Annotated in this window: 22 protein-coding genes; 12 read left to right on the top strand and 10 right to left on the bottom strand. The window is 58.9% G+C overall.

Annotated elements, in window-relative coordinates:
* Nucleotides 1–5: 5 nt before the first annotated feature.
* Genes KBY02_RS13375 through glgA form a run of 4 tightly spaced genes read right to left on the bottom strand, consistent with a single transcriptional unit; the run spans nucleotide 6 to nucleotide 8,283 of the window.
* The gene (locus tag KBY02_RS13375) at nucleotides 6–2,789 is read right to left on the bottom strand and encodes a malto-oligosyltrehalose synthase (protein ID WP_225650566.1); all 2,784 of its coding nucleotides are present in this window, start codon (nucleotides 2,787–2,789) and stop codon (nucleotides 6–8) included.
* Nucleotides 2,786–4,864: a 4-alpha-glucanotransferase gene (gene malQ, locus KBY02_RS13380; RefSeq protein ID WP_024651142.1), complete on the bottom strand. Its 2,079-nt coding sequence runs from the start codon at nucleotides 4,862–4,864 to the stop codon at nucleotides 2,786–2,788. Before malQ ends, KBY02_RS13375 begins: the two co-directional genes overlap by 4 nt.
* Nucleotides 4,854–6,668 (bottom strand): malto-oligosyltrehalose trehalohydrolase, encoded by a 1,815-nt coding sequence (gene treZ / locus KBY02_RS13385; protein ID WP_024639557.1) that lies wholly within the window; start codon nucleotides 6,666–6,668, stop codon nucleotides 4,854–4,856. Before treZ ends, malQ begins: the two co-directional genes overlap by 11 nt.
* Nucleotides 6,669–6,684: 16 nt before the next feature.
* The gene (gene glgA, locus KBY02_RS13390; RefSeq protein WP_011268137.1) at nucleotides 6,685–8,283 is read right to left on the bottom strand and encodes a glycogen synthase GlgA; all 1,599 of its coding nucleotides are present in this window, start codon (nucleotides 8,281–8,283) and stop codon (nucleotides 6,685–6,687) included.
* 616 nt (nucleotides 8,284–8,899) lie between these two features.
* Between glgA and KBY02_RS13395 the strand changes: the two genes are divergently transcribed.
* Nucleotides 8,900–9,391, top strand: coding sequence for a GNAT family N-acetyltransferase (locus KBY02_RS13395; protein WP_003400653.1), 492 nt, complete (start codon nucleotides 8,900–8,902; stop codon nucleotides 9,389–9,391).
* 160 nt (nucleotides 9,392–9,551) lie between these two features.
* On the opposite strand, the gene KBY02_RS13400 is transcribed toward KBY02_RS13395, so the two are convergent.
* Nucleotides 9,552–9,725: a DUF6026 family protein gene (locus KBY02_RS13400; RefSeq protein ID WP_003400675.1), complete on the bottom strand. Its 174-nt coding sequence runs from the start codon at nucleotides 9,723–9,725 to the stop codon at nucleotides 9,552–9,554.
* Between the two features lie 261 nt (nucleotides 9,726–9,986).
* On the opposite strand from KBY02_RS13400, the gene gnd reads away from it, so the two are divergent.
* Genes gnd through KBY02_RS13420 form a run of 4 tightly spaced genes read left to right on the top strand, consistent with a single transcriptional unit; the run spans nucleotide 9,987 to nucleotide 15,215 of the window.
* Nucleotides 9,987–11,012: a phosphogluconate dehydrogenase (NAD(+)-dependent, decarboxylating) gene (gene gnd, locus KBY02_RS13405; protein WP_116828385.1), complete on the top strand. Its 1,026-nt coding sequence runs from the start codon at nucleotides 9,987–9,989 to the stop codon at nucleotides 11,010–11,012.
* Nucleotides 11,012–12,544 (top strand): glucose-6-phosphate dehydrogenase, encoded by a 1,533-nt coding sequence (gene zwf / locus KBY02_RS13410; RefSeq protein ID WP_024641511.1) that lies wholly within the window; start codon nucleotides 11,012–11,014, stop codon nucleotides 12,542–12,544. The genes gnd and zwf overlap by 1 nt, the downstream gene beginning before the upstream one ends.
* A complete protein-coding gene (locus tag KBY02_RS13415) occupies nucleotides 12,537–13,346 on the top strand; it encodes a Cof-type HAD-IIB family hydrolase (protein WP_011268135.1) in 810 nt (269 codons plus the stop codon). Before zwf ends, KBY02_RS13415 begins: the two co-directional genes overlap by 8 nt.
* A 51-nt stretch (nucleotides 13,347–13,397) precedes the next feature.
* Nucleotides 13,398–15,215, top strand: coding sequence for a glycoside hydrolase family 15 protein (locus KBY02_RS13420; protein ID WP_058398242.1), 1,818 nt, complete (start codon nucleotides 13,398–13,400; stop codon nucleotides 15,213–15,215).
* Here the strand turns inward: KBY02_RS13420 and alkB are convergent, their stop codons facing one another.
* From alkB to KBY02_RS13435, 3 genes are read right to left on the bottom strand one after another with little or no spacing between them, the layout of a single operon-like run.
* Nucleotides 15,216–15,902, bottom strand: a complete 687-nt coding sequence (alkB, locus tag KBY02_RS13425; RefSeq protein WP_116886626.1) for a DNA oxidative demethylase AlkB — start codon at nucleotides 15,900–15,902, stop codon at nucleotides 15,216–15,218.
* 24 nt (nucleotides 15,903–15,926) lie between these two features.
* Nucleotides 15,927–16,109, bottom strand: coding sequence for a hypothetical protein (locus KBY02_RS13430; RefSeq protein ID WP_003400691.1), 183 nt, complete (start codon nucleotides 16,107–16,109; stop codon nucleotides 15,927–15,929).
* Nucleotides 16,110–16,123: 14 nt separating this feature from the next.
* Nucleotides 16,124–16,429, bottom strand: a complete 306-nt coding sequence (locus KBY02_RS13435; protein WP_003364463.1) for a DUF1883 domain-containing protein — start codon at nucleotides 16,427–16,429, stop codon at nucleotides 16,124–16,126.
* A 167-nt stretch (nucleotides 16,430–16,596) separates the two neighbouring features.
* On the opposite strand from KBY02_RS13435, the gene KBY02_RS13440 reads away from it, so the two are divergent.
* A complete protein-coding gene (locus KBY02_RS13440) occupies nucleotides 16,597–16,950 on the top strand; it encodes a hypothetical protein (protein WP_003400692.1) in 354 nt (117 codons plus the stop codon).
* A gap of 55 nt (nucleotides 16,951–17,005) precedes the next feature.
* On the opposite strand, the gene KBY02_RS13445 is transcribed toward KBY02_RS13440, so the two are convergent.
* Nucleotides 17,006–17,287, bottom strand: a complete 282-nt coding sequence (locus KBY02_RS13445) for a hypothetical protein (protein ID WP_003400694.1) — start codon at nucleotides 17,285–17,287, stop codon at nucleotides 17,006–17,008.
* A 372-nt stretch (nucleotides 17,288–17,659) separates the two neighbouring features.
* On the opposite strand from KBY02_RS13445, the gene galU reads away from it, so the two are divergent.
* The 3 genes from galU to KBY02_RS13460 all read left to right on the top strand — a co-directional run bounded on the left by galU (nucleotide 17,660) and on the right by KBY02_RS13460 (nucleotide 21,326).
* Nucleotides 17,660–18,499: a UTP--glucose-1-phosphate uridylyltransferase GalU gene (gene galU, locus KBY02_RS13450; protein ID WP_003364457.1), complete on the top strand. Its 840-nt coding sequence runs from the start codon at nucleotides 17,660–17,662 to the stop codon at nucleotides 18,497–18,499.
* Nucleotides 18,500–18,600: 101 nt separating this feature from the next.
* Nucleotides 18,601–19,959, top strand: coding sequence for a glutathione-disulfide reductase (gene gorA / locus KBY02_RS13455; protein ID WP_054091940.1), 1,359 nt, complete (start codon nucleotides 18,601–18,603; stop codon nucleotides 19,957–19,959).
* 92 nt (nucleotides 19,960–20,051) lie between these two features.
* Nucleotides 20,052–21,326, top strand: coding sequence for a PAS domain-containing sensor histidine kinase (locus KBY02_RS13460; RefSeq protein WP_011268130.1), 1,275 nt, complete (start codon nucleotides 20,052–20,054; stop codon nucleotides 21,324–21,326).
* Nucleotides 21,327–21,335: 9 nt separating this feature from the next.
* Here the strand turns inward: KBY02_RS13460 and KBY02_RS13465 are convergent, their stop codons facing one another.
* Nucleotides 21,336–22,346 carry a DNA-binding protein gene (locus KBY02_RS13465; RefSeq protein WP_225650567.1) on the bottom strand — a complete coding sequence of 337 codons (1,011 nt, stop codon included), beginning with the start codon at nucleotides 22,344–22,346 and terminating at the stop codon, nucleotides 21,336–21,338.
* A gap of 177 nt (nucleotides 22,347–22,523) precedes the next feature.
* On the opposite strand from KBY02_RS13465, the gene KBY02_RS13470 reads away from it, so the two are divergent.
* The 3 genes from KBY02_RS13470 to ahpF all read left to right on the top strand — a co-directional run bounded on the left by KBY02_RS13470 (nucleotide 22,524) and on the right by ahpF (nucleotide 25,844).
* Entirely contained in the window at nucleotides 22,524–23,483 is a 960-nt protein-coding gene (locus KBY02_RS13470) for a site-specific integrase (protein WP_024660020.1), read from the top strand.
* A 110-nt stretch (nucleotides 23,484–23,593) separates the two neighbouring features.
* Complete coding sequence (gene ahpC, locus KBY02_RS13475) at nucleotides 23,594–24,157, top strand: alkyl hydroperoxide reductase subunit C (RefSeq protein WP_002553298.1); 564 nt, start codon at nucleotides 23,594–23,596, stop codon at nucleotides 24,155–24,157.
* A 124-nt stretch (nucleotides 24,158–24,281) separates the two neighbouring features.
* Nucleotides 24,282–25,844 carry an alkyl hydroperoxide reductase subunit F gene (gene ahpF / locus KBY02_RS13480; RefSeq protein ID WP_225650568.1) on the top strand — a complete coding sequence of 521 codons (1,563 nt, stop codon included), beginning with the start codon at nucleotides 24,282–24,284 and terminating at the stop codon, nucleotides 25,842–25,844.
* The last annotated feature ends 61 nt before the right edge of the window (nucleotides 25,845–25,905 follow it).

Genomic DNA, 25,905 nt, shown 5'->3' on the forward strand with positions numbered 1-25,905 from the left:
AGCTATTACATAGTTTGAATAAGCAAATTGACGGAAAATCTTTCAAGCGCTGCACTGAGCGGTACTTCCCGATCACTCGTCACGACAACGTCAGAAAAGAGTCCCTTCCAGTCAGAACCGGAGTCGGCAAACGGCAGCATGATCCGCGTGTCGCCCCAATTGGCAGCATTAATCAATGGAGTTTGCGCAGTACCCAATAGTTCACTGCATATGCGTGGTACTACGATGATAGCGCGCACTCCGTGTGTCTCCCGGGCAAAGGCCATCACCTGTTCGGCGTGGCTGCCCTTTATTTCCAGAGGTTGATAACTGCCCTCGCTGAACAGTCCCGGATGTTCGGCACGCAGGTTCAAGACCTTCGCGATCAGTGCCTGCTTGATGCGCCCGTCTTTCCAGTCGGTCAGCAGGTCGGCAACGCTTGCGTCTTCCGCCAGGGCCTGTTTCCGGGCAGCGTAGTCAACCGGGCGGCGGTTGTCCGGATCCACGAGGCTGAAGTCCCAGAACTCGGTGCCCTGATACAAGTCGGGAACACCGGGTACGCTCAAGCGTAGCAAGGTTTGCGCCAGACTGTTGAGCGCGCCGGCGGTGCCAATACGGTTGGCTGTCGCGCTAAGGGATTGGCGCAACGCCAGGGCTTCCGGTGCCAGCAGCAAACGCTCCAGAAATTCGCGGCAAGCGGTTTCGTAGGGCTGATTCGGTGCACTCCAGCTACTTTGCAGCTTGGCTTCGCGCAGGGCCTTCTCTTGCCACTGCACCATGCGCTTGGCGTATTCCTGGTGGGCTTGTTCGCCTTCCAGGCTCAGCGGCCAGCTGCCCAGCAGGGCCTGATAAAGCATCAGTTCGTCGCCCGCGCTGATCGTCGGCTCCTCACCCTTGAGTGGCATTGCCAACTGTCTCCAGCGCTCTACCTGTTCGGCGTACCACGGGGCGCACTCGCTCAGGACTGCAAGGCGCGTACGCGTATCTTCGCCACGCTTGTGATCGTGTGTTGCGGTGGTTAGCAGGTTGTCTGGAAACTTCTCCAGACGCTCCAGGCAGACCTGATGGAAGTCTTCCACCGGCGCACTGAAGTGCTGAGGATGGAAACCCACATCATTGCGCGACAGCAGCACGGCAGAGCGGTAGAACGAGGTGTCCTCGACGGACTTGGCGGCAACCGGGGAGGTCAGTTGCTGGAAGCGTACGCAGGCATTCTTGTAGAGCTTGCGCAGCGGGCCGCGTGGCAGTTTTCGCCACGGTTCGCCACCCAGCCAGCGTGCCAGATAATCCAGCACCTGCCAGTCGCCTTCGTTCAGGGTCGCGCGCGCGCCTTCCATTGCCTGCTGGAAATATTTGTCGTCCTGCGCCGAGCGGCCGCACACCGAGATATAGGTGCGATAAATCGGGAAGTTGACGATCAAGGCGAGCAGGGCACGGCGAATCGCACCCAGAGTGAGGTCGCGGCTCATCAAATCACTGCGAGCAACCTGCAGCAACGATTGGGCAACGTTCTCGAAATCGCCCGCCAGGGTGCCGTGCAAGACCAGATCACGGGCCACCAGCACTTCCTGATCGAAGTCAGCGGTACGTTCTGTCAGGCGGCTCCACAGCTCACCCAGAGGCTCTTCGCCCTTAGGGTCATGCTGCAGCAATGACACCTGGTTCATGAACTCGTAACCTGTCGTGCCGTCAACGCTCCAGTCTTCACGCAGCGGCTCGTCGGGGCCGAGGATTTTCTCGACGAAGATCGGCAGATGATCGATCTGCGCATGCTCGGGGCGCAGCTTGAGCAGGCCTTTGACCCGACGATGCAGCTTGCGACCGTAGCCGCGCGGGTCGGCCAGTCCATCGATGTGATCGATACGCAGCCCGTCGACCAGGCCGTCGGCAATCAGCTGAAATATTTTCCCGTGAGTGGCCTCGAATACCTGTGGCCGCTCGACACGCAGGCCGCCCAGCTCGTTAATGTCGAAGAAACGCCGCCAGTTGATGTCATCCCCGGCGGTGCGCCAGCTGGCCAGACGATAGTGCTGGCGCTCCAGCAACTGGTGCAGGCGCTGGAAGCCTTCGGGCTTGCTGGAATCGAAATGCGCGAGGATCTGCTCGATACCCTTGAGTACCTGCGGGTCCTTGGCCAGTCCGGCCAACTCGGCCCTGGCCTGGCGTGCGCGCTCATAGGCTTGCGGGAACTGCGCCAGTGCGTTGAAACGCTGGGCCATGTCCTTCAGTTGCGGCTGATCCACGGTCTGCAACAGCGAGTCGTAGGTCAGTGGGCAGATCGGAAAATGATGCTGGTAGTGTTCGATGTAGAACGAACCGCGCTCGGCATCGAAACGCAGCGGGATTTCGCCAGCCTGCAATACCGTGCCGTAGTCGCTGCTCAGGAATGGCAGCAACAATTGGCCCTCCAGCAGCGGGTCGGGCGAATTCCACTGAATGTCGAAGAACTCTGCATACGGGCTGCGACGGCCCCATTCCAGCAGGTCCAGCCACCATGGATTGTCGGCACCGCCGACTGCCATATGGTTGGACACGATGTCGAGAATCAGGCCCATGCCGTGCTCGCGCAAGGTCTCGACCAGGCGCAGCAGGGCAGGTTCGCCGCCCAGTTCCGGGTTGATCACCGTAGGGTCGACCACGTCATAGCCGTGCATCGAGCCGGCACGCGCTTTGAGCAGTGGCGACGCGTAGAGGTGGCTGATACCCAGACTGGCGAAGTAGGGCACCAGCGGTACGGCGTCGTCGAGGGTGAAATCCTTATGGAATTGCAGGCGCTGGGTGGCACGCAACGGTTGTAATGGACGGGTCATTGATCACGCTCCGTAGCCTGCAGCCGGGATCGGGAGAGTAATTCCAGTCGTCGAGCAGCATTCGGGTTATCAAGCAGAGAGGCCGCATCGCCGGGAAGACGTCTGCGCCAGTTGGGGTGACTGTCAATGGTGCCGGGCAGGTTGGCCTGCTCCTCGACACCCAGCGCGTCTTCTATCGGCAGCAGTACCAGTGGCGCACGTGTATGACCCAGGTAGCTGATGCTCGCGTCGATGATCTGGGCCGGGTCTTCAGTCTCGGAGGGCAGACTGTCGATATTCTGGCTCAAGGCACGTCGCAGGCTTTCATATTCCCGCGTGCGCTCTTCGCGCCACTGCGATTCATGCTGTTCGTCAATGTGGCCAAGACGGGCATTCCATTCGATATCCAGTTCGCTGAGCCAGCCTGCGAGAGTGGGCAGATCGTGGGTACTGGTGGTCGCCAGCGCTTGATCCGACCAGTCGAGAATCGGCTTGAACTGACCATTGTTCTGTTCGAACAGCAGTACGCGCATGCCGAGAATCGCTCTGGCGCTGAGTTTTTCGCTCAGGCCTTCTGGCACCGTACCGAGGTCTTCACCCAGCACGATCGCCTTGTGTCGCCAGGATTCCAGACTCAGCAGGCGAAGCATGTCATCCAGCGGGAAATTCAAGTAAGCGCCTTCGCTGGGAGGTGCCCCTTGCGGGATGACCCAGAGACGCTGCAAGCCCATGACATGGTCGATACGCAACCCGCCGGCATGGGCAAAGTTGGCCCGCAGCATCTCGATGAACGCACGAAAACCATTACGCTTGAGGCCATCCGGCGAAAACGCGGAAATCCCCCAGCTCTGGCCGGCACGGTTGAGAATGTCAGGGGGGGCGCCGACGGTCAGGGCCGACAGCAACTCGTCCTGGCGGCTCCAGGCCTGGCTTCCGGCACCGTCGGCACCCACTGCCAGATCGGCAATCAGGCCGACGCGCATGCCGCTGCTGCGTGCTGCAACCTGTGCGCGTTCGAGACCACGGGCTATGAGCCATTGGGCGAAGGCGTGAAAGCTGATTTGCTCGCTATGGCTTTTGGCAAATTCTGCGACTGCGTCACTGCGAGGGTCTTTGAACTGCTCCGGCCATTCATGCCAGTTGTTGCCGATGTTCAGCGTTTCGGACTCGGCACACAGCGCCTCGAAGCGGCAGTGATTTTCCAGCGCTTCGCCACCGCTGTGGCGGAAGCTGTTGAAGTCTTCGTGCAGCGGGTGATCACCCGCACTGAAGCCTTCGTAAAGCGCGTGAAGCGCTTTCCATTTGGCGTTGGCCGCAGCTGGCCAGTCGATCAGCGTCTGTGTTTCAAGGCGCTTCATCTCGTCGCCGACACGCGCGTCTTCGATTGCCTGACGCCACGCACTTTCACCGAGAATCGCACCCGGCGACGCATACAGACTGTTGAGAAACAGCCTGCTGGAAGGGGAATAAGGACTGTAACGGTGAGGGTCGTTGGCGAACATGGCGTGGATCGGGCTGATACCCAATGCGTCGGCACCTCGCTCGCCAGCAGAGCGCAAGACCTTCTCCAGTGCTTCTGTGTCACCAAAGCCGCCATCACCTTCGCGGCGCAAGCTGTAAAGCTGAGCGGTCAACCCCCAGCCGTGCGGCTTCGAGGTATCGGTAGCCATTGCCATGCTGAAGCAGGTTTTCGGCGCGACCGCGATGGTCAGGTGCTGGCCGGCAATTTCCAGCTGTTGATAGCCGGGCGGGGCCAGTGCCGGGAGCTCTGCATTCGAGGTGAGTCTGGCATCCAGCGAAGAACCGTCTTCGAGGTGTAGCGTGAATGGCGTTTGTGGAGCAAACCACTGAGACAGGTCCAGGTTGCTTTCCACATCAACCGTCAGCAGTGGCGGGGCACTGGCACCGTGACTGGCTTTTTGCAGGCGCAGCAGGCTGGCATCGATAGCCTCGCCGTTTTCAGCAGGATAGCCCAGCGCCTCCAGTACCTTGCGCAGCACATCAGGGCTGACGGTCTGCGGCCGAGCGTTGGCATCGACCCAGTGCACCGACAATCCTGCCTCGGTCGCAAGCCTCTCCAGTTGCTCATTGTTCATCCTGTTCCTCCAGAACATCACTCGCTTTCAGGCTGACAATGGCCGTGTAAGCATTGAGGGTGCCGGGTGGGGAAAGTTCGGACGATTTTTCGGCGCTGGAGAATATCTCGCGGGCACCCGTTTGTGGTGGCGCGTCGACCGCATGCTCGCTGAGATTGAGGTCGATACGCAGTTCGCTGCCATCGCCCAGCGTCCAGCGCGCGCTGACCGCCTTGTCGCCGAGAATATCGGTACTCAGGAAGCGTGCGCCCTGCAGGCGTGGCATGATTTCCTGGTGCCGTAAAGCCAGCAACTGCGTGTAGAACTGCAGCCAGCTGCGATGATCCTGACCTATGTCGGTGTCGAGATCGACTGCGGAAAATGCCGGGCGTGAGGCTTCGAACGTCTTGATGTCGTTCGGATCAGGAATGTGCTCGCGCTTTTCCGGGTCGGCGAACGCGGCGAAATCAGCGAACTCCTTGCGACGTCCTTCGCGTACCGCATCGGCCAGTTCGCCGTGGTGGCTGGTGAAGAACAGAAACGGCTCGCTGGCCGCCCATTCATCGCCCATGAACATCAGCGGAATCATCGGTGAAAGCAGCAGCAGGGCGGTGGCGGCTTTCAATGCCGCAGGCGCACAGAGTTGCGGCAAGCGTTCACCGAGTGCGCGGTTGCCGATCTGATCATGGTTCTGCAGAAACAACACAAAAGCCGACGGCGGCAGGTGCGCACTTGGCTCGCCTCGCGTATGCCCGTGGCGCGTCGGTTCGCCTTGATAGACAAACCCCTCGCTGAGCAGGCGCGCAAGTTTTTGCGTCGGCTCTTTGGCGAAGTCGGAATAGTAGGCGTCGGTTTCACCGGTCAGCAGCACGTGGAGGGTGTTGTGCCCGTCGTCGTCCCACTGTGCATCGAAACCTTTTTCCAGAAGGCTGGCCTGGTTGAACTCGTTCTCCAGGTTCAGCCACACGTGTCTGCCGGGTTCAATGCGGCTACGAACCCGCTCCGCGAACTCCGGCAGGAAGGTCTTGTCGCGAATGGCGTGAACAGCGTCCATGCGCAGGCCGTCGAAGCGGTACTCAAGGAGCCACATCAGGGCATTGTCGACAAAAAAGTCGCGCACCTGCGGACGTCTGAAGTCGATCGCATCGCCCCACGGGGTGTGCAGGTCGCTGCGGAAAAACTCCTTGGCATAACTGCCCAGATAGTTGCCGTCCGGGCCGAAGTGGTTGTACACCACGTCCAGGATAACCATCAGGCCAAGACCGTGAGCGGTGTCGATCAGGTGCTTGAGCTGTTCAGGCGTGCCGTAGGACGATTGCGGAGCATAATGCAGAACGCCATCGTAGCCCCAGTTGCGATCACCGGGGAACTGCGCAAGCGGCATCAGCTCGATCGCGGTAACGCCCAGTCGGGCAAGTCGCGGCAGGTGCTTTTCCACCCCGGCGTAGCCACCCATGGCGCCCACGTGCAGCTCATAGATCACTGCTTCATGCCATGGACGACCGTTCCATGCAGTGTTCTGCCATGAATAAGCGTGAGGGTCGACTACGAGGCTTTCAGAGTGAACATCATCAACCTGTGCCCGGGAGGCGGGATCAGGAACGTCCAGCTCGTGGTCGATCCTGAAGCGGTAGCGGGTACCCGCCTTGCAGCGGGCCTCAAGTACGAACCAGCCGTCGGACTGCGGCAGCATGGCCAGTGACTGGCCATCCTGCAGTTCGACATTCACGAATGAGGCATCCGGTGCCCAGAGGGCAAACCGGGTGTGTTCAGGGTCCAACAAAACGGCGCCGTGGCGCCAGTTATCGTCTGTACGCAGTGGCATCCATTAAATCCTTAACCTAGTAGTTGCTGGAAACGCTCACGTTTTTCTTCAACAGGTCGCGATAGAGATCTGCGTAGGGCTCTACTGCCTGATGCCAGTTGAAGGGAGCCGCCATGGCACGGCAGCGCATGGCGTTGAGCAGCTCCGGATGGGCGAAGACCTGGAAGGCGCGATCCAGTGCCTGGGTGTAGCTTTCGACTGTCGATTCATTGAACAGGAAGCCAGTGACACCGTCTTCGATCGTATCGGCCAGGCCGCCGGTATTGCGTGCGACAGGCAACGAGCCGAAGCGTTGCGCGTACATCTGGCTAAGCCCGCACGGCTCATAGCGGGACGGCATCAGCAGGAAATCGCTGCCGGCGAACATGCGTCGTGCGTCGGTTTCGTTGAAGCCGATGCGCACGCCGACACGTCCGGGGAAGCGGGCAGCCAACTCGCGCATGGCCTCTTCTTCCTCCGGTTCACCGCGGCCGATGATTGCGATCTGCCCGCCATTGTTGACGATGTGCTCGGCGACGCCGATCGTCAGGTCAAGACCTTTCTGATACACAAGGCGCGATACCACCGCGAATAGCGGCCCGGTCGAGGCGTCCAGTTCGAACAGCTCACGCACATAGTCAGCGTTGATTTCCTTGCGCGTCCATTCGTTGGGCGCAAAGTGGCAGATCAGGTGTTCGTCGGTGGCCGCATCCCAGCTTTCGTCAATGCCGTTGGGGATGCCGCTGAGCTGGCCCTTGTTGGCCTTGCTTTGCAGGAAGCCTTCCAGGCCGCAGCCGAACTCCGGGGTGGTGATTTCCCGAGCGTAGGTGGCGCTGACGGTGGTGATGTGGCTGGCGAACGCCATACCCGCCTTGATGAACGACAGCTGGCCGTAGAACTCCATGCCCTCAGGGGTAATGGCGGAGTCCGGGATACCCAGCTCACGGCTCGAGGCTGTGCTTACCGTGCCTTGATAGGCTAGGTTGTGAACAGTGAAGATGCTGGGCGTGGACTGCCCGCGCCAGCGCATGTACGCAGGCGCCAGGCCGGCTGGCCAGTCATGGGCGTGAACCAGCTCGGGGCACCACTGGCTCTTTACTTCGCCGGCGGCGAACTCGGCGGCTGCCAGGCCCAGGCGGGCAAAACGAATATGGTTATCAGACCAGTCGCGACCGTTGCTGTCGGCGTAAGGGGTGCCTTCGCGCTCGTAAAGCTCCGGGCAGATCAGCACGTAGATCACCAGGCCATCTTTCATGTCCATGCGACCGACCTTGCAAGGTGGCAGTGCTGCATGCCCGCCCAGCTGGCTGATGATATGGATCGGATTACCGCTGTTAATGACCTGCGGATAACCTGGAATCAGTACTCGAACGTCGTGCAGGTGACGCATGGCTCGCGGCAGTGCGGCAGACACATCGCCCAGCCCACCGGTTTTCACCAGATCGGCCAGTTCGGAGGTCACGAACAACACTTTGCGTCTGTTGACCTGGGACATGGTCGGCTGAGGCTGGACAGTCGACGTTGGCATTTGCAGCACAGGAACGCTCTTGGTAGAGAACACCGGCAGATGAGTCAGCTCGCCGACAGGCTGGTTAAAACTCTCTCCCTTCTGGGTTTTCACAGCGGCGCTAATCATCAATTTTTCCCCTTAAAACAGTCTTGGTGCATCACTTGATTTTTATTGGCCATTTCCTATGGCCGGGTACACATACGTGCACTACGCAAGATCGATACCCGTTTGGACCATGCATAGTGACAAAGCGGTGTGATGTCGCCATTACCGGATGTCAGCCAATAGCATAGATGCTCTAATCAGCTGACCCGGCGGTTTTGGAGAAGTTTCGACTTTTTTATTTGCGAATGTCTGGCACAGGCTTCGACGCCCCGTGTGGTGGCAGGCTGCAGGTGGCAGCCCGGCTGTCGCTGCGCTTTTTTACCGCTTTTTTCTACGTCCCGAGGGGGCGTTACCGGCCGTCGGATCGTTGGACAATCGCGCCCAGGCGCTTGGTTTTCATCACTAAATAGCGCTGGTGTCGGGCTGTGATGGGCAGCAACGGTGCAGAATGCCTTTTCCCGGGGCGTGTAGCGGTCAATCTTCGGGCGCGACGAGAAAATCCCTACATCTTCGCTGGAACATTTTGGCGCAGGGCAGGATAGAATCAGGCCACAAGTCCCGGCCTTGACGCTGGCCTGAGGCATTACCCTTTGACTGATTTCACTGAATCACTCTGATCGAATTGACGAGGATGGAAATGGAAGCCCCCGAGGTACTGGTACTGCAAGCGAGTTACACCAATCCTGTGCACGCGGATGCGATCGGGTTCGTTTTGAACGAGTATTCGATGGATGCCATGGGTGCAGGACGGCCTCTGTCGAACGACACCCGTCAGCAGTTGGCAATCGAACTCGCGAAGCGTCCGTATGCGTTCAGCGTTCTGGCATTCATTTCGGGAGAGCCGGTGGGGCTGGTCAACTGCTTCGAGGGGTTTTCAACCTTTGCGTGTCGTCCACTGGTCAACATTCATGACGTCGCGGTGCTCTCGCAATACCGTGGCCTCGGTATCAGCCAGAAAATGTTGCTCAAGGTCGAGGAGATTGCACGCCAGCGTGGCTGCTGCAAGCTGACGCTTGAGGTTCTGGAAGGCAATGAGGTCGCACAGGGTGCGTACAGAAAGCTCGGTTTCGACAACTATCAGTTGAGCCCTGAAACGGGGCGTGCCATGTTCTGGCAGAAGGCACTGTAGAGAGCCGAGTCGCCAGGGTGGCTTTTTTGATCGTTCAGGTGCAGGCCGAACGGGTCGGAAGACGGAACAGATGGCGGGGACCAACAGAAGGGCAGGTCAGGTGGGCAAGCCGGATTATCGGACTTGCCCTGAGGCGTTTTGAAGAATGATACAGTTGCGGTCAGGCTTGAAGCATCTTGCCGGGGGCGGATAACTGCGATTGCTGCAGCATCGAGCTCAAATGAGCCACTTTTTTCTGCAACTGCTCGCGCTCTTCTTTTAATGTGCGCAGTTCATCACGACGGATAGTGACGTACAGGGTTTGTGGTGCAAGTGCTGGTAGTACAGTGCCCATTGCTCACCTCGCAAATGGCGGATTCAACCTCAGAGAGGTCCGTGGCAATGACTTTCAATCCCTGACCGCCGCTGCTTACCCTCTCTATCGGCATCGATTTTGATTTCTTTTGCATGATTTTGGAACTTTTTTATTTTTAATTGTCGCGAATGTTTATTAATCGCGACAAAATGCACCACAGGGGGGCGCTCGCGTCTTCATCTTCTCCAAGGGAACCGACGTTCCGCCTCGCTTGACTAATCAGCATGCTCGCAACCGTCGATGCGCTGGACGGCAAACGAGGCACCTTTTTACGATTTAAGGAGCACCTTCATGCAACTTGGGATTATTGGACTGGGCCGTATGGGCGGCAACATCGCACGCCGTCTGATGCTGAATGGTCATACGACTGTGGTGTACGACCGTGATGAGGCATCGCGCAACGCCCTGGCCAATGACGGTTCGACTGCGGTCGCAGATCTGAAGGAACTGGTCAGCACGCTCTCCAAGCCCCGTGCTGTCTGGGTAATGCTCCCGGCCGGTGCGCCGACCGAAGACACCATTCAGACCCTCAGCCAGTTGCTCGACGCCGATGACGTGATCATCGATGGCGGGAATACCTTCTACAAGGACGACATCCGGCGCGCTCAGGAATTGACTGAAAAGGGCCTGCATTACGTCGATGTCGGCACATCAGGCGGCGTCTGGGGTCTCGAACGTGGCTACTGCATGATGATCGGAGGCGAGGCCGCCGTTGTCGAGCGCCTCGATCCGCTGTTCGCGACATTGGCTCCGGGTCTTGGCTCGATCGAGCGCACCCGTGACCGCACCTCGACCGATGATCGCGCCGAACGTGGCTATATCCACTCCGGCCCTGCGGGTTCCGGGCATTTCGTGAAGATGATCCACAACGGCATCGAATACGGAATGATGCAGGCGTTCGCCGAAGGCTTCGATCTTCTCAAGCAGAAAAACTCCGAACTCCTGCCGCCTGAGCAGCGTTTCGACCTGAACACGGCGGATATTGCCGAAGTCTGGCGTCGTGGCAGTGTGGTGTCGTCCTGGCTGCTGGACCTGACCGCCGACGCCCTGGCCACCGACCCTCACCTGGATGCATTCTCCGGTTCGGTTGCCGACAGCGGTGAGGGTCGCTGGACCATCGAAGCGGCCATCGAGCAGGCGGTTCCGGTTCCTGTGCTGTCCAGCGCCCTGTTTGCGCGTTTCCGTTCCCGCCAGACAAGCTCGTACGCAGACAAGATGCTGTCCGCCATGCGCTTTGGATTTGGTGGCCACAAGGAACCCAAGTAATGGGCCTGTCGCGTGGCAGTGCCGAGCAAAAAACCGAGGTAGCCCCACCCACGACGCTGTTTCTGTTCGGTGCCCATGGCGACCTGGTCAAGCGCCTGTTGATGCCGGCGCTTTACAACCTGTCACGCGACGGTCTGGTGGATGAAGGGCTGCATATTGTCGGCGTCGATCACAATGCGATCAGCGATGCCGATTTTGCGAAAAAGCTCGAGAACTTCATTCGTGATGAAGCCGCCGGCAAGGTTGCCGGCGGCGGCAAGGATCCGCTCGATCCTGCGTTGTGGAGCAAGCTGGCCGAGCGCATCAGTTACGTGCAGGGCGACTTCCTCGACGATTCCACCTATCAGGACATCGCCAGCAAGATCGAGAGCACCGGCACCGCGAACGCGGTGTTCTATCTGGCCACCGCGCCGCGGTTTTTCAGTGAGGTCGCCCAGCGCCTGGGCTCGTCAGGTTTGCTGCAGGAAACCGAAGACGCGTTTCGTCGTGTCGTGATCGAAAAGCCGTTCGGCTCCGATCTGGCCAGTGCGGTCGAGCTCAATGGCTGCCTGCTCAAGGTCATGAGCGAGAAGCAGATTTACCGGATCGACCATTACCTGGGCAAGGAGACGGTGCAGAACATTCTGGTCAGCCGTTTCTCCAATGGCCTGTTCGAGTCGTTCTGGAACAATCACTACATCGATCACGTACAGATCACGGCGGCGGAAACCGTAGGCGTTGAAACCCGTGGCAGCTTTTACGAGCACACCGGTGCCTTGCGTGACATGGTGCCCAATCACCTGTTCCAGCTGCTGGCGATGGTGGCGATGGAGCCGCCTGCCGCTTTCGGTGCCGATGCCGTTCGCGGTGAGAAAGCCAAGGTGGTCGGCGCGATCCGGCCCTGGAGCCAGGAGGAAGCCCTGGCCAATTCGGTGCGTGGCCAGTACGCGAAGGGCGTGATGGGCGACAGGCAGGTCGTCGGTTATCGTCAGGAAGATCGCGTGGAGCCGGACAGCAGCACCGAGACCTACGTTGCACTGAAGGTCATGGTCGACAACTGGCGCTGGGTGGGTGTGCCGTTCTACCTGCGCACCGGCAAGCGTATGAGCGCACGCAGCACCGAAATCGCCATTTGCTTCAAGCCTGCTCCGTACGCGCAGTTCCGCGATACCGAGGTCGACCGGCTCAAGCCCAACTACCTGCGGATCCAGATCCAGCCTAACGAAGGCATGTGGTTCGACCTGTTTGCCAAGCGTCCAGGCCCGAAACTGGAGATGGAAGATATCGCGTTGGGCTTCGCCTACAAGGATTTCTTCGAGATGCAGCCCTCTACCGGGTACGAAACCCTCATTTATGACTGCCTGACCGGTGATCAGACGCTCTTCCAGCGTGCCGACAACATCGAGAACGGCTGGCGTGCCGTGCAGCCGTTCCTCGATGCCTGGGCCGCGCAGCCGCAAGTGCAGCTTTACGAGGCTGGCAAGGATGGCCCGCAAGCGGGTGAAGAGCTGCTGAGTCGTGACGGTCGGGAATGGAGAGAATTGAATGTCTGAACTGCCTGTACAGTTCCTGTTGTCCGACATCGACGGCACGTTACTGCGCCGTGATCACAGCCTTAGCCAAGCCAATATCGACGCCGTCAAGCGCCTGCGTAATGCCGGCGTTCACTTCACGCTGGCCAGCAGTCGGCCGCCCAGGGCCATGCGCCAGGTAATCGAAGCGTTGAGCGTGGATCTGCCCACCGTGGCGTTCAATGGCGGCACCATCACCCATCCTGATGGCAGCCTGCTGGTTGCTCATCGCATTGACCCGCGCGCCGTTCGCATTTGTCTGGAGTTGTTTGCCGGGCAGAACGTTGCCATCTGGGTGTTTGCCGATGATCAGTGGCTGCTGCTCGATCCTCACGCCGATTACGTCGATCATGAGCTCCGTGCACTGGGCTATGGCTATGTTCAGGTCGAGAGTTTCGAGCCGTATCTGGATCGCGTCGACAAGATCGTCGCGGCCAGCGCCGATTTCGAGTTGCTCAAGACCCTTGAGGCGCAGCTCAATCCGCAGATCGAAGGGCTCGCGCTGGCGGCCCGTTCGCAAAAATACTACCTGGATGTGACTGCGCTGGAGGCCAACAAGGGTTCCGCTCTGGTCGCGCTGGCGGACTATCTGGGCGTCGACCTGTCGCGTACGGCGGCCATAGGCGACGGCGGTAACGACGTGGCGATGTTCCACAAGGCAGGCTTGTCAATTGCGATGGGGCAGGGCGAGCAGACAGTCAAGGGACAGGCTGATCATGTTACTGATAGCAATGAGCAGGACGGAGTGGCCAACGCCATCGAGCGTTACATTCTGAGCGCCTGACCGAACGGTGTTCCCACGTTAACGAATCATCATCACGACGGGCATTTCTGAATGGCTGCACTGATCGAAGACTACGCATTGCTGGGCAACTGCGAGACGGCGGCGCTGGTCGCCCGTGATGGTTCGCTGGACTGGTTGTGTTTCCCCCGCTTCGACTCGACGGCCTGTTTCGCCGCGCTGCTGGGCGGTGATGAGCACGGCCGCTGGAAGATCGCGCCAACCGCCGAGGTTATCGCTGTCGAGCGTCGTTATCGCGACGGCACGCTGATTCTCGAAACGGTTTTCGAAACCCGTGACGGTCGCGCCATGCTGATCGATTTCATGCCCATGAAGACCTCCGGCCACGTGGTGCGCATGGTGGTCGGGCTGTCCGGTCGGGTCGAATTCGCTGTGGATCTCGCCATCCGTTTCGATTATGGCAGCAGCGTGCCCTGGGTCGAGCGCAAGGATGCTCATACGCTGACAGCAGTCGCCGGGCCGGAAATGCTGGTTTTGCGCAGCCCCGTGGCCCTGCACCCACAGGATCATCACACGGCCAGCCGTTTTCACGTCGATGAAGGCGAGCGCAAGGTCTTCACGCTGGCCTATCAGGCATCCTTTGCGCCCTTGCTCGATCAGATCGATGCCGACCAGGCCTTGGAAACCACCGCAGCCTATTGGCGCGAGTTTTCTGATCGCTGCCCTGACGTCGGGCCGTGGACGGCGCAGGTAAAGCGCTCGCTGATTACGCTGAAAGCCATGACCTATGCGCCTACTGGCGGCATCGTTGCGGCCGTGACCACCTCATTGCCCGAACAGTTGGGTGGCGAGCGCAATTGGGATTACCGCTATTGCTGGTTGCGCGACGCCACCATGACCCTTCTGGCGTTCATGAATCTGGGCTATTTCGAGGAAGCTCAGGCCTGGCGGGACTGGTTGCTGCGCTCGGTTGCCGGTAACCCGGAACAGATCCAGATCATGTACGGCGTAGGCGGCGAGCGGCGTCTGCAGGAATACGAGTTGCCCTGGCTGAGTGGCTACGAACACTCGCTGCCGGTGCGTGTCGGCAATGGTGCGGCGACGCAGGTTCAACTGGATGTCTATGGCGAAGTGGCCGATGCGATGATCCAGGCGCTGCGCGGCGGTATGGCGCAGCATCCGCGCAGCGTGGCGATTTCCAAGGTGGTCATGCCTTATCTGGAAAAGATCTGGCACCTGCCGGATGCGGGCATCTGGGAGATACGCTCCGAGCCGCGCCACTTTACGCATTCGAAAGTCATGGCCTGGGTGGCTTTTGACCGTAACGCTACGCAGATCGCCCAGGCTGCCGAGAACGATGAGGATCGTGCGCTGGCAACGCATTACCGGAAAGTGGCGGACGAAATTCATGCCGATGTCTGTCGTAACGGTTTCGATGCCGAGCTTGGCAGCTTCGTGCAGACCTATGGCTCGACAGAGGTAGATGCCAGCCTGCTGCAGATTGTGCTGACCGGTTTTCTCGCGCCGGAAGACCCTCGCGTTATCGGAACCGTCGCACAGATCGAGCGCACGCTGATGCAGGATGGTCTGCTGTTGCGTTACGACAACGAGCGCAGTGTCGATGGTGTTGCCGGTCGTGAAGGGACGTTTCTGGTCTGTTCGTTCTGGCTGGCCGATGCCTATGTCTTGCTCGGCCGGGCTGATGATGCCGCGCAGCTGTTCGAACGGTTGTGCGGTTTGTGCAATGACGTTGGCCTGCTGGCCGAGCAGTACGATCCGAAGGGTGGGCGCATGCTGGGCAATTTCCCTCAGGCGTTCAGTCACATCGGCATCATCAATACTGCACTGAACCTGCACCGGGCAGTATGCCCGGCGCTGGCCCGTACTTCCGGTGTGCTTGAAGAGGCCTGATCAGCTGTCGCGGCCAGCCTTGCGGAAGGTCAGGTTGATCCGTTGCTCACCCAGCTGCGGATGCTCGGCCTGCTTGATGGGCAAAATGCCGTGGAAACGCAACCTGTCCTCGCCACCCCAGACCACTACGTCGCCATGAAACAGGGAGATGCGTTGAGTCTTGTCGCTGCGCAGCAGGCCACCGAACTGAAAGATGGCCGGTATGCCCAGTGATACGGAGACCACTGGCCAGCGATGGTCGTATTCGTCTCGGTCCTGATGCAGGGACATCTTGGCGCCCGGAATATAGCGATTGATCAGGCAGGCGTCAGGCACGAACCCGGCATAGCAGGCTGCCAGTGCGGCATCCTGCGCCAGCTGCATGAATACGTCCGGCATCGTCGGCCAGGCCTGTCCTGTTTGTGGGTCGGTTGCGCTGTACCGGTAACCGTGACGGTCGGTTATCCAGCCCAGTTGTCCGCAACTGCTCAGTGCTGCAGACATGCTCAGACCGCTGGGAGTCTGCATATGCCGGAACGGGGAGAGGCCCAGTGTTTGTTCAAGGGCGGACAGCAGTTGCGGCATGGCGGTCAGTGCAAAGCCTCTGAACAGCCATGACCCGGGCCCGATCCGCTCATCGCTGCGAGGCTGGGCCGTCTGGCCTGCGAACAGGTCCAGCGTGGCGGGAGTGTCACCTTTGCGTTGCATGATCGGATCGAGCTCCGGTAAGTATCAGAGAGCCTTGCTGACCTTGACCTCGGTAATAAGGTCGTTGCTCTCGCCGTGCATCTTCTTCAAGGCGGCCTCGGCTTCTTCGGTGGATGCCGATTGCAGTTGGGCGAATTCGAAGCGGCGTTCGCCATTGAGCTTGTAGCTGACGGCAAATTTGGTCGTGCGCGGGGCTGGATTGTTCACGGTGACTCCTTGCATCATCCCAGGCGAGAGGTCGAGCGCCGGACGATCTTGATCTTGTGAGTAAAGGGCAGTTTGCGTCCGGCATTGGTATCTGCCTTGCGCCCTGCGGTATCGATGGTGATGTTCCAGAAACCGGTGCTTGGCGCGGCGATCTTGGCCGGAAATCTGTCAAACGCACCGCCATGATAGGTGTGCCGACCACCATTTTTGAAACTGCGAAAATTCGCATCGTTCATCAGGCGAATATTGCAGGTCTGAGAGCACTCGATGACGACAAGATCGTCCTCGTTGAGATGCTCACGCTGGTGTACGAATTTCATGACGGGCTCCGAAATGGGGGTTTTTCTGAAAAATCAAAACGATAGCATGCGACGCCCGCAATTTGACGTCGGTGAGTATTAATTTGCCGTGTTTCCGGGAAAAAATGCCTCAGTCGGGATTTAATTGCGTTGAGGCTTGTCGTAGGACCTTTATTTGGAGGCTTTGTATGAAACTGGCTGCTGTAGTAGTCCTGGCTCTGGCAATCACTGGCTGTGCCACAGTGAACGACATTGAGCATACACCCCCCACCATGAACGTGATGTCGGGCAAGAATCCTCAGGAATACGCCGATTGCTTCGCTGGCAAGATCAGCAGCAGTCGCAAGCCGCCTCTGATCGAGCCTCGCCATGACGGCCTGCGGGTCATCGTCGCGCAGAAACTCAGCAAGTCACCCGCAGCAGTAGTGGATATCGAGAGCCGCTCGGGCGGAAGTACGATCAAGGTCTACGAACGACTTGCCAATGTGCCCATCCGTTTCAGGGATGTGCAGAACGCTGCCGAAGCGTGCATTTCAGGCTAATCGGTCAGGCTTGGTCAGCTGGCCCTGTCCGCGGTGGGCAGGGCGGCAGACCTGATTACTTGCAGACCACCAGCACGCTGCGGCTTTTGTAGTTGCCAACGTCCACGCCCAGCGTCTTGTCGCTTTCGGCAGGCTGTGGGGTGCCATCTGTGCCAACAATTTCATAGCCTGTGCCTGCGCAGGACGCATCCGCTTTTTCGTAGCAGCTTGCCCAGGACATCGCCTCGCCGGAGCAGTCGATGCTCAAGCCCTGTTTGCCGTTTTTCAGGTAGGTGTTGGAGGCGGTTGCGCAGCCGGTAAGGCCCAGCACAGCAATAATGGACAAAATTCTGATCATGTTTTTCGCTTCGAGATAAGGCCAGGGAATTAACAAATGCGAGCGTTGGACTGGTAATAGGTGCCATCGTTCCGCCATGTTTTGCATCATAAACTGCCTGCCTCCCGCTTGTCGCCGCCTTGCCATTCACGAAGCCTGATGTAAATGCTGCAGCTGTCCGGAAAGGCATTCCGAGCCTGCTGTGCTGGCCCTGAGGGTCGTTTAATGGTGTTCTGCGCTGCATTTATGTACAGGCAATATCCAGAAAGTGCGGAACTATCTGTACGAGTATTCCTCTATCATGGCATCGGACGGCCAAAGGCAGCATTGTAAGGTGACTGCCTCATCATTAGACTGCGCCGTTAACACCAACAGCCCTTACCAAGGACTTTTATGATCAAGAAATGCTTGTTCCCAGCAGCCGGTTACGGCACTCGCTTCCTGCCAGCGACCAAGGCCATGCCCAAGGAAATGCTGCCGGTGGTCAACAAGCCACTGATCCAATACGGTGTTGAGGAAGCCCTCGCTGCAGGCCTGACCGAAATTTCCATCGTGACCGGTCGTGGCAAGCGCGCTCTTGAAGACCACTTCGACATCAGCTACGAGCTCGAGCACCAGATCAAGGGTACTGACAAGGAAAAGTACCTGGTCGGTATTCGAAAGCTGATCGACGAATGCAGCTTCTCGTACACCCGTCAGACCGAAATGAAGGGCCTGGGCCATGCGATTCTCAGCGGTCGCCCGCTGATCGGCAACGAAGCGTTCGCCGTGGTTCTGGCGGATGACCTGTGCGTCAACCCTGAGGGTGATGGCGTGCTGGCGCAGATGGTCAAGCTGCACAAGCATTATGGCTGCTCGATCATCGCCATCCAGGAAGTCGATCCGCAGGAAACCAACAAGTATGGCGTGATCGCTGGCGAAGAGATCAAGCCAGGCCTGTTCCGCGTGACCAACATGGTTGAAAAGCCGAAGCCTGAAGATGCGCCGTCCAACCTGGCGATCATCGGCCGCTACATCCTGACTCCGGACATCTTCGAGAAAATCGAGCAGACCGAGCCGGGCAAGGGCGGTGAAATCCAGATCACCGACGCCTTGATGAAGCAGGCTGCCGAAGGCAATGTGCTTGCGTACAAGTTCAAGGGTGAGCGTTTCGACTGCGGTGGTGCTGAGGGTTACATCCAGGCTACCAACTTCTGCTTCGAGCACTTCTACAAGACCGGCAAAGCTCATTGATACCTGAATGACGATGCTGTGAAAACGCCACCTCCGGGTGGCTTTTTCATTTCTGAATAGCCGCCGTGCGGTTATGCTGTAACTCTGCCCAGGAGATAGCAATGGCCTTCGATTTTGATCTGTTTGTAATTGGCGCCGGTTCGGGCGGTGTCAGGGCAGCACGTTTTGCTGCCGGTTTTGGTGCGCGGGTAGCCGTGGCCGAAAGCCGTTATCTAGGTGGAACCTGCGTCAACGTGGGGTGCGTTCCCAAGAAGTTGCTGGTGTACGGAGCGCATTTTTCCGAGGATTTCGACCACGCCAAAGGATTTGGCTGGTCATTGGGCGAGGCCAGTTTTGACTGGTCCACGCTGATTGCCAACAAGGACAGTGAGATCACCCGCCTCAACGGCATCTATCGTAAATTGCTGGTCGACAGCGGCGTTACTCTGCTTGAAGGCCACGCAAAGATCGTCGGGCCGCAGCAGGTCGAAATCAACGGTCAGACCTACAGCGTCGAGCGCATTCTGATCGCCACCGGTGGCTGGCCGCAGGTGCCTGATGTGCCGGGACGCGAGCATGCCATTACGTCCAACGAGGCGTTTTACCTCAAGACGCTGCCAAAGCGCGTGGTGGTCGTGGGTGGTGGCTACATTGCCGTGGAGTTCGCTTCGATCTTCAATGGCCTGGGCGCCGATACCACGCTGGTCTACCGCCGCGAACTGTTTCTGCGTGGTTTTGATGGCGGTGTTCGTACCCATCTCCACGAAGAGCTGCTCAAGCGTGACATGACGATTCGCTTCAACAGCGATATCGAGCGCATCGACAAGCAGGCCGACGGCAGTCTGCTGTTGTCCATGAAAGGCGGCGGCACACTCGAAACCGATTGCGTGTTCTACGCAACAGGGCGTCGGCCGATGCTCGACAACCTCGGTCTGGACAGTGTCGACGTCAAGCTGGACGAGCACGGTTACATCAAGGTCGATGAGCATTACCAGAGCAGCGAGCCTTCCATTCTGGCCATCGGCGACGTCATCGGAGGTGTGCAGCTGACCCCGGTCGCGCTGGCTGAAGGCATGGCGGTCGCGCGTCGACTGTTCAAGCCCGAGCAGTATCGCCCGGTAGACTACAATCACATCCCGACGGCGGTTTTCAGTCTGCCGAACATCGGTACGGTCGGTCTGACCGAAGAAGATGCAATCAAGGCCGGTCACGATGTGCAGATTTTCGAGAGCCGTTTCAGGCCAATGAAGCTGACCCTGACCGATGATCAGGAGCGCACATTGATGAAGCTGGTCGTCGATGCGAAAACCGACCGCGTGCTGGGCTGCCATATGGTGGGGCCGGATGCTGGCGAAATCGTCCAGAGCCTGGCCATTGCCATCAAGGCTGGCGCGACCAAGCAGGTATTCGACGATACTATCGGGGTGCACCCGACCGCAGCAGAAGAGTTCGTCACCATGCGCACGCCTGTCAAACGTTAAGTCACGCAGCGCCCGGAGTTCAGGAAGAGCTCCGGGGTAAAGGCTTGAAGAGGATGGATCCCGACGTGAATAGAGAACAACCACCGGCCAGAATGCCATTGCATTCGGCTGAGCAGGATCGCGAAGTCGCGCAGTACATCGACGCCTTGCGTGAAAGCGAGCGTCAGTTCAGGACATTGGCTGACAACATGAGCCAATTGGCCTGGACTGCCAGCCCCCGAGGGCAGGTCCACTGGTACAACGAGCGTTGGTATGCCTACACCGGTGCCTCGCTTGAGGCCATGACGGCCTTGGGCTGGCGCTCGGTTCTGCATCCTGAGCATCGCGAGCGGGTGATGGCGCGTTTGCAATACTGCTTTTCCACCGGTTCGATCTGGGAAGATACCTTCCCGATCCGTGGCAAGGACGGTGCGTTCAACTGGTTCCTGTCGCGCGCGTTACCCCTGCGCGATGCGCGGGGCCACATCACCCACTGGCTGGGTACTCACACCGATATCACCGCTCAGGTCAATGCAGAAGAGGCGTTGCGCGAACTCAACGAGAGTCTTGAGTTACGCGTCGCCGAGCGTACGCGTGAGCTGGAAACCGCCAATAAGTTGCTGCAGGCCGAAATTGCCGAGCGGGCGATGGCTGAGGAGGCCTTGCGTCATGCGCAGAAGATGGATGCGATCGGTCAGTTGACCGGGGGCATCGCCCATGACTTCAACAATGTACTTTCCGGCGTGATTGGCGCACTGGACATGATCAGGCTGCGTGTAGCGGCCGGGCGGATCGGTGAGGTCGCGCGCTACCTGGATGCGGCAGCGAGCTCGGCGAACCGTGCTGCCGCGCTGACCCGCAGGCTGCTGACATTTGCCCGCCGGCAGTCGCTCAACGTCACTGTAGTGGACGTCAATTGCATGGTCCGCTCCATGGAGGAGCTGTTGCGAGGCACGGTCGGCGCTCATGCGCATCTGGAGATCGAGCTGGAGGAGGGGTTGAGCGCGGTGCGCACCGATGAGCACCAGCTGGAAAATGCCTTGTTGAATCTGGTCATCAACGCTCGCGATGCTGTGCCTGTCGGAGGGAGGCTGTGCGTGCGCAGTCGCTCGTTAACACTGGCGGCGCAAAAAGAGGGTTTGCTGCCTGGCGACTACATACAGCTCAGTGTTGAAGATAACGGCTGTGGCATTGCTCAGGACGTTATCGACCAGGTGTTCGACCCGTTTTTCACCACCAAACCGGTAGGTCAGGGAACCGGGCTGGGTTTGTCGATGGTCTACGGCTTTACCCGGCAGAGTGGCGGGCACGTGCATATAGAAAGCACTGAAGGTCAGGGCACCCGGGTTCATTTGCAGCTGCCATGCGGCAAGGCTGCGGTTGCCTGAAGCTTCTGGTCATGGCTTGTTCGATGGCTTCTTTCCGGTGGCTTTAGGCTTGTCCGGCTGATCGAGCCTGATCTGCAGGTTCTCCAGTGCTGCTTCCTTCTTGGTCAGCAACAGTTCCAGCATGCGGCTCTGTTGCTGCGCATCGGTCATGCCTTGTTTGAGCGCGGCGTTTTCGTCCTGCGCGCCGCGTAACCGTTCTTCCAGCAGGGCGCATTGGGTGCGGGCGTGCTGCTGTTGTTCTGCGAAGGCAGCATTCTGTGTGTTGGCCTGCTTCAGCTGGTCGGTCTGGCTGTGCAGTTCGCGCAGGGTGTTGCGATTTTCAGCCAGCAGTCTTTCGTTGTCTCGATTGAGCTGTGTGATGTTTTCCTGGTGCATGGCAAGGCCTTGTTGTGCCTGTCGCAGTTCCATTTGCAACTGCTGAACCTGACCTTCGTGGCGTCGCTGCTCCTGCTCGCGTTGTTCCCTGATCGCGTTGCGATAGTGCTCCAGCGCCTCGCGTGCGTGCTGGTGTTTTTCTTCGAGGGAGTGGATCTGCCCGTCCTTGTCGTGCAGGCGAGTCTCCAGGTCCTGATTGGCCTGAAGCAGTCTGGCGTGTTCTGTCTGTACATCCTGCAGTGTGCGTTGCGTGTGGAGCAGGGCGGCAGCCTGCTGTTCCAGTGCCTCGTCGCGTTGCTGTACGTGTTTTTCCAACTGGCTGATCTGCTCCTGAGTGGCCGCAAGTTGTCGCTGGAGGGTGTCGCGTTCGGCCTGGTGCTGATCGTGCGCCTGATCAATACGCTCTTGCGCCTGCTGCTGAAGCCTCTGGGCAAGATGAGCCACCAGATCGCTCAATTCGTCATTGATATCCGGCGCCGGGGCGTGTGTGGATTCGAGCTCCTTCAGATAGCGGTGAATGGTGGTTTTCGAGCCCGTATTACCCATTTCGATACGTACCGCATCGATGCTGGGGTTTTCGCCTCGGGACAGCAGCGATGCTCTCGCTTTCTGCACTAATACCTTATTTACACCGCCGCGGGCCATGCTCTCTCCTACGATTTCGTACTGTGGTATGTACTCCGTAATTACATACTATATATTTTGAAATAATTAGCTATTTTTTGAATTAATTAACACGGGATATTGGCGTATTATCCCGTGTCAGGCGCTGTCAGCTCCTTTTGACGCGTCGCTACCGGTACACCCGAGCAGGTTTGAGCCATGAATGACGTTGATCGCTATATCGAGGCGGCGACCCGCGACAACACGCGCCGCAGCTATCGGGCTGCCATCGAGCATTTCGAGGTGACATGGGGCGGCTTTCTGCCGGCGACCAGCGAAAGCGTGGCGCGTTACCTGGCCAGCCACGCGGGAACGCTGTCGGTCAATACCCTGAAGCTGCGCTTGTCAGCGCTGGCCCAGTGGCACGTCAGTCAGGGTTTTGTCGATCCCACCAAGGCACCGATGGTGCGCAAGGTCATCAAGGGCATTCGTGCGCTGCATCCTGCGCAGGAAAAGCAGGCCGAGCCATTGCAGCTACAGGATCTGGAAAAAGTCATCGCCTGGCTGGAGATCGAGATACGCGAGGCAAAGGCGCAACACGACCAGCCGCGTCTGTTACGCGGTCGACGTGATTCGGCTTTGATCCTGCTGGGGTTCTGGCGCGGGTTTCGCAGCGACGAGCTTTGCCGCCTGCAAGTACAGGACGTCAAGGCCATCGCCGACTCGGGAATCAGCCTTTATCTGCCGCGCAGCAAAGGTGATCGCGACAACCTGGGCAGGACCTATCAGACTCCCGCGTTGCAGCGGCTGTGCCCGGTGCAGGCCTATATAGAGTGGATCAACTGTGCGGCACTGGTACGCGGGCCGGTGTTTCGGGCCGTGGACCGCTGGGGTAATCTAAGCGAGGAGGGGTTGCACGCCAACAGCGTCATCCCGTTGCTGCGTCAGGCCCTCCAGCGTGCAGGCATCGCCGCCGAGCACTACACCAGCCACTCGCTGCGCCGTGGCTTCGCCAGTTGGGCGCACAGCAACGGCTGGGACCTCAAGTCACTGATGTCCTATGTAGGCTGGAGGGACATCAAGTCGGCGATGCGCTACATTGATGCCGCTCCGTTCCTGAGCCCATCGGAGGCGGGGAGCGGTCCGAAGGTTTCTTCTATCAATAAGCTGCCTTCATAGTGAAAAGCAATCAGTGACATCAGGTTTGCCAATGAGCGATTGTCATCGATCATGCGTAAGCTTCACTTCATCGAATTCACAACCCATCCAACCCATCAGGAGATATACCGATGCCTATCATCAACAGCCAAGTAAAACCGTTCAAGGCTACCGCATTCAAGAACGGCGCTTTCGTTGACGTCTCGGACGCTGACTTCAAAGGCAAGTGGTCTGTCGTATTCTTCTACCCGGCCGACTTCACCTTCGTATGCCCGACCGAGCTGGAAGACCTGGCTGACAACTACGAAGAGTTCAAGAAGCTGGGCGTTGAGATCTACAGTGTCTCGACTGACACCCACTTCGCTCACGCTGCATGGCACAACACTTCGCCAGCCATCGGCAAGATCCAGTACACCATGATCGGTGACCCGACCCTGACCATCTCCCGCAACTTCGACGTACTGATCGAAGAAGCCGGTCTGGCGGATCGCGGTACTTTCGTGATCAACCCTGAAGGTCAGATCAAAATCGTCGAGCTGAACGACGGCGGTGTTGGCCGTGACGCTTCCGAGCTGCTGCGCAAGATCAAGGCTGCTCAGTACGTTGCCGCTCACCCGGGCGAAGTCTGCCCAGCCAAGTGGAAAGAAGGCGAAGCTACTCTGGCTCCGTCCCTGGACCTGGTTGGCAAGATCTGAGTCGCATGAATCGGCTAGGGGCGTTGAGCTCTTGAGCAAGTAAACCGCATCGCCCCAAAAAACGCCCGGGCGGTCATCGCCTGGGCGTTGTTATTTCTACCCTTTGTAAACAGGAAGCCGCCACATGTTGGACGCCAATCTTAAAGCCCAGTTGAAATCCTATCTGGAGCGGGTTACTCGCCCCATCGAGATCGTCGCGTCCCTTGATGACGGCGCGAAGTCCCAGGAAACGCTTGCACTGCTCAATGATGTGATCAGCGTTTCCAAGGACGTCACCCTGAATGACAGCGGCACCGACGCACGTACTCCGTCGTTCTCGCTGAGCAGCCCTGGCCACGATATCAGCCTGCGTTTTGCCGGTATCCCCATGGGTCACGAATTCACCTCGCTGGTCCTGGCGCTGCTGCAAGTCGGCGGCTATCCACCCAAGGTCAGTGCGGAAACCATCGAACAGGTTCGCGCGCTTGAGGGCGAATTCCATTTCGAAACCTATTTCTCGCAGTCCTGCCAGAACTGCCCGGACGTTGTCCAGGCACTGAATCTGATGGCAGTACTGAACCCTGGTATCAAGCACGTCGCTATCGACGGTGCGCTGTTCCAGGACGAAGTCACCGATCGCAAGATCATGTCGGTACCGAGCATCTATCTGAACGGTGAATTGTTCGGCCAGGGCCGCATGGGCCTGGAAGAGATTCTGGCCAAAATCGACACCGGTGCCGGTGCGCGTCAGGCGGAAAAACTCAACGCCAAGCAGGCTTTCGATGTGCTGGTCGTGGGCGGTGGCCCCGCGGGCTCTGCGGCGGCGGTCTACGCTGCCCGCAAAGGCATCCGCACCGGTGTTGCCGCCGAGCGTTTCGGTGGTCAGGTGCTCGACACCATGGCCATCGAGAACTTCATCTCGGTACAGCATACCGAGGGGCCGAAACTGGCCGTGGCGCTTGAAGAACACGTCAAGCAGTACGAAGTCGACATCATGAACCTGCAACGCGCCGACAAGCTGATCCCTGGCGCAGCCGGCGAGTTGCATGAAGTGAAGTTTGCCAGCGGTGCCAGCCTCAAGGCCAAGACGTTGATCCTTGCCACCGGCGCACGCTGGAGGGAGATGAATGTGCCGGGTGAGCAGCAGTACCGTAACAAGGGCGTGGCTTATTGCCCGCACTGCGACGGTCCGTTATTCAAAGGCAAGCGCGTCGCTGTCATCGGTGGTGGTAACTCGGGTGTCGAGGCTGCAATCGACCTGGCCGGTATCGTGTCCCATGTGACACTGCTGGAGTTCGACGTGCAGTTGCGTGCCGACGCGGTGCTGCAGCGCAAGCTGCACAGCCTGCCGAACGTGACCGTGATCACCAGTGCGCAAACCACTGAAGTGACGGGTGATGAGCAGAAGGTCAACGGCCTGCGCTACAAGAACCGCACCACAGGCGAAGAGATCACCGTGCCGCTCGAAGGTATCTTCGTGCAGATCGGTCTGCTGCCCAACAGCGAATGGCTCAAAGGTGCCATCGAGCTGTCGCCGCGTGGCGAGATCGTGGTCGATTCCCGTGGAGAAACTTCGGTGCCGGGTATCTTCGCTGCCGGTGACGTGACAGTCGCCCCGTACAAGCAGATCATCATCGCCCTGGGCGAAGGTGCCAAGGCCTCCCTGAGCGCTTTTGACCACCTGATCCGTACCTCCGCACCGGCTTGATCGGACAGCGGTAAACAAAAAGCCCCGTGAGCGATCACGGGGCTTTTTGTTTTTCAGGCTG

The sequence above is a fragment of the Pseudomonas sp. P129 genome (assembly GCF_020312195.1).
In the GTDB taxonomy this organism is placed as follows: domain Bacteria; phylum Pseudomonadota; class Gammaproteobacteria; order Pseudomonadales; family Pseudomonadaceae; genus Aquipseudomonas; species Aquipseudomonas fragariae.